Genomic DNA, 12,920 nt, shown 5'->3' with positions numbered 1-12,920 from the left:
GTGATTCAGCGCGTCAGCACAATTTTACCGAATGCTCCGCGATCGAGGTGATCGAGCGCCTGCGGCAATTGATCAAAGCGGTAGCGCTGGTCGATCACCGGCTGTAGGGCATTAACGTCCACCGCACGCACCAGATCTTCCAGTGCGCGGCGGTGGCCGACACCAATACCCTGAATGACCGGCGATTTCATCAGCAGCGGCCCTGCGGGAGCCGAAACTTCAAAGCCCTCCAGCGCCCCGATCACCGAGATACGCCCGTGCACCGCAACGGCGCGCACCGAATTACCGAGATTAGGGCCACCCACGGTGTCAATCACGTGGTCGATGCCGCGATCCTGGGTCAACTGGTACACCTTTTCTACCCAGTCCGCAGTCAGACGGTTAATGCCATGATCGGCACCCAAGGCTTTGGCTCGCGCCAGTTTTTCGTCGCTGCCGGAGGTAACATAGACCTCGGCACCCAGCATTTTGGCGATTTGCAGCCCGAACAGCGCCACGCCACCCGTGCCCTGTACCAGCACCGACTCTCCGGCGTGCAGCTGGCCCTGTTCCACCAGCGCGAACCAGGCGGTCAGTCCGGCACAGGGCAGGGTACTGGCCTGCGCATCGTCCAGCGAGGTGGGCGCAGCCGCCAACCAGTCTTCGTGCAGCACCACGTATTCCGCCAGCATGCCCTGATAAAAGCCGCCCAGAGTGCGGTAGGGTGGGATGCGCGCATTACCATAGGGTTTTTGCCGGCCATCGATCCAGCCGGGGCTAAAGGTGGAAATCACCCGTTCGCCGGGCTGAAAGCGGGTGACGTCGGGCCCAATGGCGTCGACTTCACCGGCCATGTCGGAGGCTGGCGTGAAGGGCTGCGGCAGTTCTAGCCCCATGCCGGTTTCAATGACCAGTTTGTCGCGGTAATTGAGCGATACCGCATTCACTTTCACTCTGATCTGGTGCGGTCCCGGTTGCGGTATGACGCTTTCGTTCAGTTGCAGGTGTTGGCGCCCCAGGGCGTCCATTGTCCAGCGTTGCATTGTTTCGGCCATGATTGACTCCAAAGTCAGCGATAAACAGACCTGCTGATAATATCGTTGATAGAAGTTCGCCAGTGGCGATAAGATTTCCTTTGATTGTTTCTTTCAGGGCTACAAATCATGAGCGATCGATTGAACGGCATTTCGGTATTTGTCACCGCGGTGGAGGCAGGCAGTTTTGCGCTGGCGGCCAGCCGGCTACACCTTTCGCGTTCGGCGGTGGGGAAAACCATCGCCCGCCTGGAGCAACGGTTGGCCGTTCGCTTGTTTCATCGCACGACCCGCAGCCTGAGCCTGACCGACGACGGTGCGCTGTTTTACGAACGTTGTCTGCGGGCACTGGAAGAGATACGTACCGCAGAAATGCTGCTGGAGTCGGGGAAGCAGCAGGTTAACGGCAGGCTGAGGGTGTCGATGCCGGTGCTGTTTGGCCGCATGTGCATTGCGCCGCTGTTGACCAGTATGGCGCGTGAGCATCCTGGGCTGGAGCTGGAGCTGTCATTCAACGACCGCGTGGTGGATTTGATTGAGGACGGTTTTGACCTGGCGATCCGCAACGGTACGCTGGTCAGTAGCAGTGGGTTGGTGGCACGGCGCGTTGGCGACCACCGTATGACATTGTGCGCGGCTCCGGAATATCTGTTGCGCAGCGGCGAACCCAAAACCCTCGAGCAGCTGGCACAACATGATGCGGTGACCTACATGCGCGCCGGCGTGGTTCTTAACTGGACGCTTCTGGATGCCTGCGGAAAAGAGCAGAAGGTGATACCGAAGAAAGGGTTACAGATGGATGACCTGCAGGCGATTGCGGATGCCACGGTAGCGGGGTTTGGCATCGCCTGGTTACCTTGCTGGCTAGTGCGCGAAGCGTTGTTGAAAGGGGAATTGGTCAGGCTGATGCGCAATCGGCCCGGCATGTCATTCGACGTTCACGCGGTTTGGCCGCAAACGCCGCATTTGCCTTTGAAGGTTCGATTGGCGGTGGATACGCTGGTGAGCAAGCTGCCTCCCAGACTGGCGTTGGTTGAAAAAGCGCTTTAAGGGCGACGATGGCCGCCCGTCCGGGTATCAGGAAGAGGCGGCGCGTTTTTTACGCCAGATAACCAGCATGCCGCCCACCAGGCCAACCAGCAGCAGCACCAACGGCAGGATCATCAGCCCGGTCATCACCTGGCTCTCATAGCGTTTAACCAAAGGGATCTGGCTGAAGGCGTAGCCGAGGCCGACCACTGCACCTACCCAAATCACCGCGCTTAGCCAGTTAAAGAACTGAAAACGGGTGCTGTTCAGGCCAGAAATCCCGGCCATGGTGGGCAGCAGGGTGCGAACAAAACCCAGAAAACGGCCGATGACCAGCGCCGTTAGGCCATGGCGGTTAAACAGGTTGTGTGCACGTTGGTGATACTGAGCGGGCAGTTGCAGCAACCAGCCTTTGACCAGATTGGTATGGCCCAACCAACGGCCCTGCAGGTAGCTCAGCCAGCAGCCCAGGCTGGCGGCGACGGTCAAAATGATCAGCGTCGGCACAAAGGCCATCACGCCCTTGGCGATCAGCGCGCCGGATAACAGCAGCAGGCTGTCGCCGGGTAAGAAGGAAGCTGGCAGTAGTCCGTTTTCTAAAAATAGAGTGGTGAAAAGCACCGCATAAACCACCCAAATTACGCTGGGATCGGCAAGGGCAATGAAGTCCTGCTGCCAAAGCGCATGAACAATCTCTCGTAATACATCCATTATTTATCCTGTTGCATACCGGTTGCGCCTGGCTTCAGGGTATCCAGGGCACAGTGTTGGCCGTATCTGACAGTTACCCGCCTAGTGTAACGCTAATAGCTTAAGCACACATTAAACAAGGCGAATAAAGTTGCCGATGCAAGCAGGCGTTCTGTTAGCGCGTATTGGCAATTCGGTCGAACCCGGCGGCGAGATCGGCGATCAGATCCTGCACATTTTCCAGGCCGATATGCAGGCGTACCAGAGTACCGGAGAAGTCTATGCCACCCGCTGGGCGAATGGCTTCCAGTTCTTCCGGTTGGTTAGCCAGGATCAAGGATTCAAAGCCGCCCCAGGAATAGGCCATGCTGAAGTGGCTGAAGTTATCCAGAAACTCGGCTAACTGCACGTCGCTCAGGCGCTGTTTCAGCACGAAAGAAAACAGGCCGTTGCAGCCGTTGAAATCGCGCAGGTAAAACTCGTGGCCCTTGCAACCAGGCAGCGCCGGGTGATTGACCACCGCCACTTCTGGTCGCTGGGCCAGCCACTGGGCGACTTCGATGCTGCTCTGCTGGTGCTGCTTCAGGCGTACGCCCAGGGTGCGCAAACCGCGGCTGGCCATATAAGCGGTATCGGCGTCTACCATCTGGCCCATCAAATAAGAGTATTCACGCAGTTGGTCCCAACAGCGCTCGTTAGCCACGGCGGTGCCGAGCATGTAATCGGAATGGCCGATAATATATTTGGTGCCAGCCTGAATCGAAATGTCGATATCAAAATCCAGCGCCTTGAACAAGATGCCGGCCGCCCAGGTGTTATCGATCATGATCACCACTTCAGGTGCCACGGCGCGAATCGCCTGCACCATCGCCGGGATATCCTGGATCTCCATAGTGATCGAGCCGGGTGATTCAAGGAACACCACACGGGTATTGGGTTGAATCAGTCCGGCGATATCGGCGCCGATCAGCGGGTCGAAATAGGTGGTTTCCACATTCATGCGGCTCAGAATATGGGTACAAAAGTCCTGCGTCGGCTCATAGACGGAGCCGGTCATCAGCAGATGGTCGCCCGCGCCGACAAAGGACAGAATGGCGTTGGAGACCGCCGCCGCGCCGCAAGGATAGAGCACGCAGCCTGCGCCGCCCTCCAGCTCGACCATCGCATCCTGCAACGCGAAGTGGGTCAGGGTGCCGCGTCGGCCGTAAAACAGCTCGCCATGAGCACGTTTGGCGGTAGCCTCTTTTTTGGCCGCCACGGAGTCAAATACCAATGAAGAAGCGCGTTGGGTGACGGGGTTGACGGAGCCCTGGGTATAGCGCTTGCTGCGCCCGGCGCCAATCAGGGTAGTTTCGATGTTTTTAGACGTCATAGGAGCGGGCTCACCTTTGCTTGATCTTCACGGGCCATTTGCAATAGCCCTTACGTTAGCATGACGCTTTATAGCCATCCAGACGTTTTAACATCCAAATGTAGAAACGGCTATAATCTTCTGCTCAATCGTGCTCTCGCATGCCATCCTTCTGCCTGACGACGATAACCAAGCGAGTTTATCGGTGAGTCCGGGATGTAACAGTAAAATGCGACAAATCCCCTGTCTATGTTGCATCCCTGTGCGGTAAAAGTGACGAAATAGCCCTATAAAGGGTGCATATAGGCCCGAACAGGCGGCGAATGGGTTCGCCAGGGAGCCATAAGTGCGCCGCAGGAGTAATTTTCCCGATTATTTGGTAAATAATAATGAGAACTACTATCAATCCCTGATTGGTTTGATATGATCGCACGCTGAATTATTCCTCAATTTTGATCGGTAACGGGTGGAGGCACAGCGTGAAAACGGCTGGCAAGAATTTAAATCAAGGATCGTTCGGTCAGGGCCGGGCGCAATGGGGCCAGGCGTTCGGCCGTGGTCTGTTAGCTTCAATGGTATTGATGGCAGGTCTGGCCGGCAGTGCTCATGCGGCACCGGCGACTAATCCGGCCGTTACCGAAAGCGTGGCTCCGGCAGCCAGCGCGCCTGCCGCGGCAGCGCCTGAAACCCTCACTCCGGTCAACCCGCAACCGACCATCCAGCCGCCGGAAACCCGCGGTATGGACCTGTCCGTCTGGGGTATGTACCAGCATGCGGACATCGTGGTGAAAATCGTGATGATCGGCCTGGTGCTGGCGTCTATCGTCACCTGGACCATCCTGTTCTCCAAGGGCAGCGAACTGTTCCGCGCCAAGCGCCGTCTGCGCCGCGAACAGCTGGCGTTGGCCAACGTACGCTCGCTGGACGAAGCGTCCGAACTGGCGCAGAGCTTCTCGGAAGAAAGCATCAGCTCCGTGTTGCTGAACGATGCGCAAAACGAACTGGAGCTGTCGGCGGCGTCCAACGACAACAACGGCATCAAGGAACGTACCGGTTTCCGTCTGGAGCGTCGCGTAGCGGGCTACAGCCGTAACATGGGACGCGGCAATGGCTTCCTGGCGACCATCGGTGCCATTTCGCCGTTTGTCGGTCTGTTCGGTACCGTTTGGGGCATCATGAACAGCTTTATCGGCATCGCACACTCACAAACCACCAACCTGGCCGTGGTTGCGCCCGGCATCGCAGAAGCGCTGCTGGCTACCGCGCTGGGCCTGGTCGCCGCTATTCCTGCGGTGGTGATTTATAACATCTTTGCCCGTGTGATCAGTGGTCACCGCGCTCAGGTTGGCGACGTAGCGGCACAGGTTCTGCTGCTGCTGGGCCGTGATTTGGATCTGGCCGCCACGGCGGAAGCCAAACGTTCACAGCATTCACACCAACTGCGGGTGGGGTGAGTTATGGCGATGCGCTTAAATGAAGATCTGGACGACAGCGGCGAACTGCATGAAATCAACGTGACGCCGTTTATCGACGTCATGCTGGTGCTGTTGATCATCTTTATGGTGGCCGCGCCGCTGGCAACGGTAGATATCCGTGTCGATCTCCCGGCGTCCTCCGCCAAACCTCAGCCGCGTCCGGAAAAACCGGTGTTCCTGTCGGTGAAAGCGGACAAACAGCTCTACGTTGGTGAGCAGGCGGTCAGTGCAGATCAACTGACGTCGGTGCTGGATCAACGGACGCAGGCGAACAAAGAGACCACCATCTTCTTCCAGGCGGATAAGAGTGTGGACTACGAAACGCTGATGAGCGTAATGGATACGCTGCGTAAAGCCGGCTACCTGAAAGTGGGGCTGGTGGGGATGGAAGGCACCGCCAAGTAGCGGGCTGGCATCACCCAGGATTAGAAGGGCGCTCAGGCGCCCTTTTTTATTGACTGAATTTCGTACAGGGGCTTGACGCATTGCCGACAAATGAAAATACTAATAGATAGTAATTAACACTACTTTCCGGAGTCGGCCATGCCAACTAGCATTGCTTTAAGCCCTCATTTTGAAAAGTTCGTTCATGAGCAAATTGACAGCGGACGTTACGGCAACGTCAGCGAAGTGATACGGGCAGGGCTGCGTCTGCTTGAAGAACATGAGCGCGCGATGAAAATTGAAGAGTTGCAAGTGGCCATTGTACAGGGAGTTGAAAGTGGTGAGGGAGTCCCGGCGGATGAGGCGTTTGCGCGCTTGCGGGCTAAATACCAACGGATGGTGGATAACGGAAGTGACTGATGAGGCTAACAATATCGCCGGCAGCGATATATGACATTGAAAGTATTGGCGATCATATTGCACAGGATAACCCGGCCCGGGCGCTGAGTTTTATTTCTGAACTGTATAACCAATGCCAGCGAATCGGCGAGTCGCTGGAAACCTACCAAAAGCGACCTGAGCTTGGTCGGGACGTCAGGATCAGCGCCTACGGCAAATACCTAATCGTTTTCACAGCGATACAACGTAATGTCAGGATCGAGCGAGTACTTCACGGTGCGAGAAATATTTTGCGTCTGCTGGCTCATCGCTAGGCCATCAAGGCCACTCAAACGAACCGCGGCCCTGGCGTTGTTTAGCGTTTTTAACCGCGAGCGTGCGCTGCAGCACGGGCGATTTGCTCATCGGTAGGACGTACGCCGGTGTAGAGGACAAACTGTTCCAGCGCCTGCAACGCAATCACTTCTGCCCCGGTAATCACCTGTTTGCCGTGCTCACGTCCGTAACGGACCAGCGGGGTTTCCGCAGGCAGTGCCACCACGTCGAAGACGATTTTCGCCGCATCGACAGTCGCGGGCGCGAAAGCCAATTGCTCCGCTTCTGCACCGCCGGCCATGCCGATTGGCGTTACGTTGATCACCATATCCACTTTTAGCTCATCGACTTGCGCCTGCCACTGATAACCGTATGCACTGGCCAGAGCCTGTCCGGCCTGCGGGTTACGGGCGATGATATGGCCATTTTTAAAACCGGCGTCACGCAGTGCCGCGGTCACCGCTTTTGCCATACCGCCGCTGCCGCGCAGGGCAAAGGAGGTTTCTGTCGGGATTTGGTACTGGGCCAGCAATTTGGCGATGGCGATATAATCCGTGTTATAGGCCCGCAAAAAACCGGCGTCATTGACGATGGTATTGACCGATTCAATCGCCGTTGCGGAAGCGTCCAGCTCATCGAGGAAAGGGATGCAGCTCTCTTTGAACGGCATGGAAACCGCGCAACCACGGATGCCCAAAGCCCGTACTCCGCCCACTGCCGCCTGGATATCCTGGGTAGTGAACGCCTTGTAGATAAAGTTCAGATCCAGTTCCTGATACAGATAGTTATGAAAGCGAGTACCGAAGTTGCCTGGGCGACCGGCCAGCGACATGCACAGCTGGGTATCTTTGTTAATCTCACGGCTCATGCTGAGCTCCTTAAGCGGGAAAAGAAAAAACTCGAGTCAGGGCTGGCCGAGCAGCGCCTTCGAACCGGCGTGGCGCCAGTGGATATTGCCCGGCAGGTAAAGCGCGTTCTGTTCCAGGGGCCGCTCGTCAATCAGCGCGCTGACCATGTCGAAACTGTGTTGCGCCAGGGCACGACAGTCTTGGGCCACGGTGTCGATTTTCAGCGTCAGGCCATCGAACAGGTAGTGATCGTCGAAACTGCACAAATGCAGGTCGCTCTCCATCAACTGGTGCTGATTCAGGTAGCGCAACACCCCTTCCAGCAGACCACAGGCGGCGGTAAATAACGCTTTTGGCGGACGGCCCAACTGTGCGCACAACTGGGCGAACATCTCGTAGCCGGAGCTGGGGTGATAATTGCCGTTGATGATCCATTCCGGTTTACACGCCACGCCGGCGCGCTCCAGGCCGAGCTGAAAACCGGCCAATCGATCGCGGGTTGGCGAGATGCGCGGTTGCCCGCCAAGGAAATAGAACTCGTCAGGATGCTGGCGCGCGACGTTCTCCACCAGCGTAGCGGTCGAGGTCAGCGAGTCGGTGATCACCAGCGGCAGTTCGGAGCCGGTAATCAAGCGGTCCATCTGCACTACCGGCAAGCTGGCGTTAATCTTTTGGTATTCCGCATCGTTGAGCTGGCTGGAGGCGACAATCAGGCCGTCGACCTGACGCTGCACCAGGCTGTTCACTGCCATCATTTCCTGCGCCGGGTTTTCGTCGGTACAGGCGATCAGCAACTGCAAACCGGCCTCGCGGCACAGGGTTTCCAGCTCGCGTGAAATCACCGCAAAACCGTAGTTGGTCATTTCCGGCACCACCAGCCCCAGGGTATGGCTGCGGGAGGAACGCAGCGAACGGGCATGGAAGCTGGGCTGGTAATGGTGCTCGCCGGCCAGCGCCAGGATGCGATCGCGGGTATCGTCGGACACCCGATACTCCTTGCTGCGGCCATTAAGCACCAGGCTGGCGGTCGATTTCGACACGCCGGCCAGTGCGGCAATATCACTGATGGTTATGCGTTTATTTTTTTTCACTGACGGCATCTGAATTCATCGAAGGATGCGTCATTCTAGCATGCATGGCGTCAGCGACCAGTGCTCGAGCGCCAGCTGCGCTTTACCGTTCAGGTGCAGCAAGGGTTGTGGGCCGGGGAAGTAGCGCGAACTCATGGTCGCTTCGCCGTGATTGATAAAAATCTCCACGCTCGAACGGTCGAACAGTATCTGCAGCTGAGTCAGCTCACCGCGCCAGTAACGGTGCTCCGGCTGCCCGCTGCGCAGGTTGTTGCGCGTCAGCCGCAGCACGGTGCCATCCCAATTCAGGGCCATCGCCCCGCCAAAGTCGGCGTTGAACGCGCCGTTTGGCGCCAGCAGCAGTTCCGCGCTGTCGACAGGCCAGCAGGGCGCGTCGTCGGCGGTGCCCTGCCATTGGCGGTTTTCGCCCCTCAGCTGTTGCAGTTCACGTGCCGGACGTTGGCAGAGTCTGCCGTTATGCAACGACAGCTCCCGTGGGCAGGTCAGAATATGGATCCAGCCATACTGCAGGGTCGGGTGGCAATCCTCGTCTTGCTCCGGCACGCCCATCCAGCCAACCAGTAGCCGGCGACCGTCTTCGGTCAGGGTGGTCTGCGGCGCGTAGAATTCAAACCCGGCATCCAATTCGTGGAAATCCTGATGGTCGAAAGTGGCCTGTCGATAGTCCAGCCTGCCGGTGAAATATCCCGCCTGGTAAACATTGAGATAGCGTTCGGCCTCCGCCGCCAGGCCTTGCGGGCAGCAGATAAGCACCTCGGCATCGTCCAGCGTAAACAGATCCGGGCATTCCCACATATAGCCGAAGTCACCGATGCCGTTAAGCTGTGAGCCGGCGATTTCACCCAGCAACTGCCAGTTTCGCAGCTCGGCGGAGCGCAGCAGTAAAACCTTACCGCGATCCTGCAGGTCACGGGCGCCGAGCACCATGTACCAGTTGTCCTGATGGCGCCAGACCTTCGGATCGCGCACGTGGCCGCTATAACCCGGCGGCAGCGGCAATACAGGCCCGAGCTTGTCATAACCGCCGTGAGCATTTTCCTGCGCCAGGCATTGATAGGCGGTGCGCGAGCCGTCGGGATATTTTACGTTGCCGGTGTAGGCCAGCATGATTTTGCCGTCTGCCACTATCGCCGAGCCGGAATAACAGCCATGGCTGTCGTAGCAGGCTCCCGGCACCAGCGCCACCGGCTGGTGCTGCCAGTGGACCAGATCCGTCGACTGCCAGTGACCCCAGCATTTGTTGCGGTGATCGCAGCCCAGCGGGTTCCACTGATAGAACAGGTGGTAAACCCCGTTATGCTGAATAAAGCCATTGGGATCGTTGAGCAGCCCGACGCTGGGGGCCAGGTGCCACGCCGGTCGGTGCGGATCGCGCAGCGCCTTGGGCATGCCGCTCATGATCGCCTGAACGGCCTGTTTCATCAGGTTTAGTTCTTCCATCATTCACTGTCCGTTTTGTATTTCAGCAACAACGAGAGGGTAAAGGCGCTGCCAAAGGCGATCACCAGACCAATGATATAACTCACCAGCGAACTGGCCTGCACGATTGCCATTCCCGGAATCGCCGTGAGCCCGACGGCGTTCATGCCGACATGATTGGCCACCACCCAGGCTCCACCGAGCGCACCGCCCGCCAGAGCCGCCAAAAACGGCTTCACAAAGCGCAGGTTGATGCCGAAAAGCGCCGCTTCGGTAATGCCAAGCATGGCGGAAAAGGCCGAAGGTACCGCAATGGCTTTGATTTTTGCGTCACGGGTTTTGAAATACACCGCCAGACAGGCGCCACCCTGGGCGATGTTGGCCATTGACCAGATCGGCAGCAGGAAGTTAACGCCGATATTCGGGTTACCGAGCAGTCCAGCCTCGACGGCGTGGAAGCTGTGGTGAATGCCGGTGATCACGATAGCGGAATAGAGGCCGCCGAACAGCAAGCCGGCAAACCAACCGGCGTGGGTAATCAACGTGCTGAGGACAAAGGAGATGCCGTCACCCAGTGCGCGCCCGGCGGGGCCGATAAACAGCATGGCGACGAAACCGGAGATCACCACCGTCAGGAACGGCGTCAGGATCAAATCCAGCGCGTTGGGGATCACCTTACGCAGCTGTTTTTCCAGTACGCTCATAAACCACACCGTCAGCAGCACCGGGAATACCGTGCCCTGATAGCCGATCATGGCGATCTCCAGCCCGAAGAAATCCATGGTATGGAAACCACCTGCCACGCCCCAGGCGTTGGTCAGCGCCGGATGCGTCAGAATGCCGCCGAGCGTGGCTCCCAGATAGGGGTTACCGCCGAACTCGCGCGCCGCGGTGAAACCGATCAGGATCGGTAAAATGATGAACGCCGCCGAACTGAACATGTCCAGCATCACGAACAGGGCGCTGTTGGCATCGGCCCAGCCGTAGGTTTTCACCATGCCGAGCAGGCCCATCAGCAGGCCGGAGGCGACGATGGCCGGAATGATCGGCACGAAGATATTCGACAGCAGGCGGGCGATGCGTTGCAGCGGATTAAGTTTTTTAGCGGCTATGTCGGCAGCTTCCGATTTGCTGGATTCGCTGACGCCGGCCGCTTTGATAAATTCCGCGTGCACCTTGTTGACCAGCCCGGTACCGAAAATCACCTGGATCTGCCCGGCGTTGCTAAAGCAGCCTTTCACCCCGTCCAGCTTGCCGATCGCCACTTTGTCTACCTTGCTGTCATCCACCAGCACCAGACGAAGGCGCGTGGCGCAGTGGGCGGCACTGGCGATATTTTCTTTACCGCCGAGCAGCGGCAATAGCGCGTTGGCGGTTGCGGTTATGTCCATGTCACTCCCTTCATAAATAAAAATGCCGCCGCGGTTTTTCGCGGCGGAAATCAGTTCATCCGCGTCAGAAGAAGTACTTGAATCTGGCACGTACGCCATAGCGCTGATCGTTATTGGCGTTGGCTATCTTGTTCTCGGCATTGGCCTCCAGCATCGAAACGTAGGCGCCGAGGTACAAATTGAAATTCTTCATATTCATGATGTTAGGTATCTGATACGAAGTATGGATTGTGTGGATGTCATACTTGCCCGGTTCGCTGAGCGGGTTGCTGATATCGGCCGTCATTCCGGCAGTGTTAAACTCTTTGATGTTGTTGTGAGCATAGATATAACCCACTTCAAAGCGGCGCCACAGCACGTTGACCCCGGCGGTAAAGTCCTGCTCGCCGGAGGCGTCAAGATAGGCAGTGCTCAGGTTGGCGACCACGCCGTTGTCCGGATGAGTGGCAGTGTTGTTCCAACTGAGGGTCATGCCATAGCCGTTGCGCTTGGATTGGTCGACGAATTGTCCCTGACCGTCATGGTAGCCATAGGCGTTGTTGACCACGTTGCTTTCCATCGCCACCGCCGCGCTGAGCCGATCTTTTTTCCAGGCGATCACCGGCCGCAGGTAGGCGACATTCTTTTTGTTATCCAGGCTGTTGCCGTGATAGGCGTCGTCCTGAAACAGCGAAGTACCGTCTTCGACCAGCGTATTCAGCTCGAAGTAGAAGTCGCCGGCGTACTTGCTCAGCATCAGGTTACCGCCGCTGCTGCTACGACCGCGGCCTTCTTTCATCATGTAGATATAACCGAAGCCATCAGCATACAAATCGTTGGCGGTATTGCCGGAATACTGGATGAAGGTGTCCTGATTGAGCGGGAACATGTCGTAGGCTTCAAAGCGACCAATCTTGGTTTGCCAGTTCTTTTCGTTACCGAAGAAGAAGGCGGCATCGTCGAGGTTCATTTTGCCGGTCATGTCTGCCAGCGGTTGCACGCTGAAACCAGAAAAGTTGCCATCCGGGTTGCGGCGATAACCGTCCACGCCGACCAGTATGCGACCGTTGATATCCCACTTTTCTTTGTTACCGGGCTTCCAGTCCTTGTTGTCGCTGCCTTTCAGCGACGTCAACTGGCCGCTGCGGCTGGCGCCGTCCAGGTTGAATTCGACGTCGCCGTACAGCTTGAGATCGGTTAAGCCGGTGAGCTTCAGGTTGCTGGCCGGTGCTGCGTGGGTTTCCAGCGTCGCGGTACGCTGCGCCACTTGTACGGTTTGCCGCTCGGTGTTGGCGGTACGCTGCTCCAACTGCTGAGCCTTGCGCTCCGCCGCCGTGGCGCGCGTTTCTGCCTGGCTCGCCCGTTGTTCGGCCTGCTGCAGCCGCTGTTCCAACGCATTGAGACGCGCTTCGATGCTGTCGTTGGCGCCTGCCGCTGCGGCAGAGGTAGAGATGAGAAGCCCTGTAGTGATGGCCAGATAGCTAAGTTTTTTCATGATTTTCTATCATCCGGGAAGGTTGTTATTATTTTTTGCTA

13 protein-coding genes are annotated in these 12,920 nt (G+C 57.6%); 5 read left to right on the top strand and 8 right to left on the bottom strand.

The window, feature by feature from the left end; translation table 11 throughout:
- Positions 1–5: 5 nt before the first annotated feature.
- Positions 6–1,034 carry a zinc-dependent alcohol dehydrogenase family protein gene (locus tag AC1RKC_RS10670; RefSeq protein WP_020828654.1) on the bottom strand — a complete coding sequence of 343 codons (1,029 nt, stop codon included), beginning with the start codon at positions 1,032–1,034 and terminating at the stop codon, positions 6–8.
- A 108-nt stretch (positions 1,035–1,142) separates the two neighbouring features.
- On the opposite strand from AC1RKC_RS10670, the gene AC1RKC_RS10665 reads away from it, so the two are divergent.
- Positions 1,143–2,063, top strand: a complete 921-nt coding sequence (locus AC1RKC_RS10665; protein WP_261136113.1) for a LysR family transcriptional regulator — start codon at positions 1,143–1,145, stop codon at positions 2,061–2,063.
- A gap of 27 nt (positions 2,064–2,090) precedes the next feature.
- Here the strand turns inward: AC1RKC_RS10665 and AC1RKC_RS10660 are convergent, their stop codons facing one another.
- Complete coding sequence (locus tag AC1RKC_RS10660) at positions 2,091–2,753, bottom strand: DedA family protein (protein WP_046372619.1); 663 nt, start codon at positions 2,751–2,753, stop codon at positions 2,091–2,093.
- Between the two features lie 154 nt (positions 2,754–2,907).
- Complete coding sequence (gene metC, locus AC1RKC_RS10655; protein ID WP_261440274.1) at positions 2,908–4,104, bottom strand: cystathionine beta-lyase; 1,197 nt, start codon at positions 4,102–4,104, stop codon at positions 2,908–2,910.
- Between the two features lie 458 nt (positions 4,105–4,562).
- Between metC and exbB the strand changes: the two genes are divergently transcribed.
- From exbB to AC1RKC_RS10635, 4 genes are all read left to right on the top strand, one after another.
- Complete coding sequence (exbB, locus tag AC1RKC_RS10650; RefSeq protein WP_493092459.1) at positions 4,563–5,537, top strand: tol-pal system-associated acyl-CoA thioesterase; 975 nt, start codon at positions 4,563–4,565, stop codon at positions 5,535–5,537.
- A gap of 3 nt (positions 5,538–5,540) precedes the next feature.
- A complete protein-coding gene (exbD, locus tag AC1RKC_RS10645; protein ID WP_020828649.1) occupies positions 5,541–5,963 on the top strand; it encodes a TonB system transport protein ExbD in 423 nt (140 codons plus the stop codon).
- A 138-nt stretch (positions 5,964–6,101) separates the two neighbouring features.
- Positions 6,102–6,362 carry a type II toxin-antitoxin system ParD family antitoxin gene (locus AC1RKC_RS10640; RefSeq protein ID WP_046372621.1) on the top strand — a complete coding sequence of 87 codons (261 nt, stop codon included), beginning with the start codon at positions 6,102–6,104 and terminating at the stop codon, positions 6,360–6,362.
- Complete coding sequence (locus AC1RKC_RS10635; RefSeq protein ID WP_261158762.1) at positions 6,362–6,655, top strand: type II toxin-antitoxin system RelE/ParE family toxin; 294 nt, start codon at positions 6,362–6,364, stop codon at positions 6,653–6,655. The genes AC1RKC_RS10640 and AC1RKC_RS10635 overlap by 1 nt, the downstream gene beginning before the upstream one ends.
- 50 nt (positions 6,656–6,705) lie before the next feature.
- Here AC1RKC_RS10635 and AC1RKC_RS10630 read toward each other — a convergent pair whose 3' ends face one another.
- The 5 genes from AC1RKC_RS10630 to AC1RKC_RS10610 all read right to left on the bottom strand — a co-directional run bounded on the left by AC1RKC_RS10630 (position 6,706) and on the right by AC1RKC_RS10610 (position 12,879).
- The gene (locus AC1RKC_RS10630; protein ID WP_261158761.1) at positions 6,706–7,524 is read right to left on the bottom strand and encodes a shikimate 5-dehydrogenase; all 819 of its coding nucleotides are present in this window, start codon (positions 7,522–7,524) and stop codon (positions 6,706–6,708) included.
- Between the two features lie 36 nt (positions 7,525–7,560).
- A complete protein-coding gene (locus AC1RKC_RS10625; RefSeq protein ID WP_020828645.1) occupies positions 7,561–8,604 on the bottom strand; it encodes a LacI family DNA-binding transcriptional regulator in 1,044 nt (347 codons plus the stop codon).
- Between the two features lie 21 nt (positions 8,605–8,625).
- Positions 8,626–10,035 carry a sucrose-6-phosphate hydrolase gene (locus tag AC1RKC_RS10620; protein WP_493092495.1) on the bottom strand — a complete coding sequence of 470 codons (1,410 nt, stop codon included), beginning with the start codon at positions 10,033–10,035 and terminating at the stop codon, positions 8,626–8,628.
- Complete coding sequence (locus AC1RKC_RS10615; protein ID WP_020828643.1) at positions 10,035–11,405, bottom strand: sucrose-specific PTS transporter subunit IIBC; 1,371 nt, start codon at positions 11,403–11,405, stop codon at positions 10,035–10,037. Before AC1RKC_RS10615 ends, AC1RKC_RS10620 begins: the two co-directional genes overlap by 1 nt.
- 64 nt (positions 11,406–11,469) lie before the next feature.
- Positions 11,470–12,879: a carbohydrate porin gene (locus AC1RKC_RS10610; RefSeq protein WP_128864568.1), complete on the bottom strand. Its 1,410-nt coding sequence runs from the start codon at positions 12,877–12,879 to the stop codon at positions 11,470–11,472.
- Between the last annotated feature and the right edge of the window lie 41 nt (positions 12,880–12,920).

It is taken from the genome of Serratia sp. GW822-FHT06E05, from assembly GCF_058799445.1.
Note: the sequence above shows the minus strand (reverse complement) of the source record. Positions and strands in the feature narration are given on the sequence as shown.

Excerpts from the sequence above, each read along its gene's own strand:
- AC1RKC_RS10665 (WP_261136113.1), top strand. The coding sequence starts at position 1,143 with ATGAGCGATCGATTGAACGGCATTTCGGTATTTGTCACCGCGGTGGAG.
- exbD (WP_020828649.1), top strand. The coding sequence starts at position 5,541 with ATGGCGATGCGCTTAAATGAAGATCTGGACGACAGCGGCGAACTGCAT.
- AC1RKC_RS10620 (WP_493092495.1), bottom strand. The coding sequence starts at position 10,035 with ATGGAAGAACTAAACCTGATGAAACAGGCCGTTCAGGCGATCATGAGC.
- AC1RKC_RS10625 (WP_020828645.1), bottom strand. The coding sequence starts at position 8,604 with ATGCCGTCAGTGAAAAAAAATAAACGCATAACCATCAGTGATATTGCC.
- AC1RKC_RS10660 (WP_046372619.1), bottom strand. The coding sequence starts at position 2,753 with ATGGATGTATTACGAGAGATTGTTCATGCGCTTTGGCAGCAGGACTTC.
- AC1RKC_RS10615 (WP_020828643.1), bottom strand. The coding sequence starts at position 11,405 with ATGGACATAACCGCAACCGCCAACGCGCTATTGCCGCTGCTCGGCGGT.
- AC1RKC_RS10670 (WP_020828654.1), bottom strand. The coding sequence starts at position 1,034 with ATGGCCGAAACAATGCAACGCTGGACAATGGACGCCCTGGGGCGCCAA.
- metC (WP_261440274.1), bottom strand. The coding sequence starts at position 4,104 with ATGACGTCTAAAAACATCGAAACTACCCTGATTGGCGCCGGGCGCAGC.
- AC1RKC_RS10635 (WP_261158762.1), top strand. The coding sequence starts at position 6,362 with ATGAGGCTAACAATATCGCCGGCAGCGATATATGACATTGAAAGTATT.
- AC1RKC_RS10640 (WP_046372621.1), top strand. The coding sequence starts at position 6,102 with ATGCCAACTAGCATTGCTTTAAGCCCTCATTTTGAAAAGTTCGTTCAT.
- AC1RKC_RS10630 (WP_261158761.1), bottom strand. The coding sequence starts at position 7,524 with ATGAGCCGTGAGATTAACAAAGATACCCAGCTGTGCATGTCGCTGGCC.
- AC1RKC_RS10610 (WP_128864568.1), bottom strand. The coding sequence starts at position 12,879 with ATGAAAAAACTTAGCTATCTGGCCATCACTACAGGGCTTCTCATCTCT.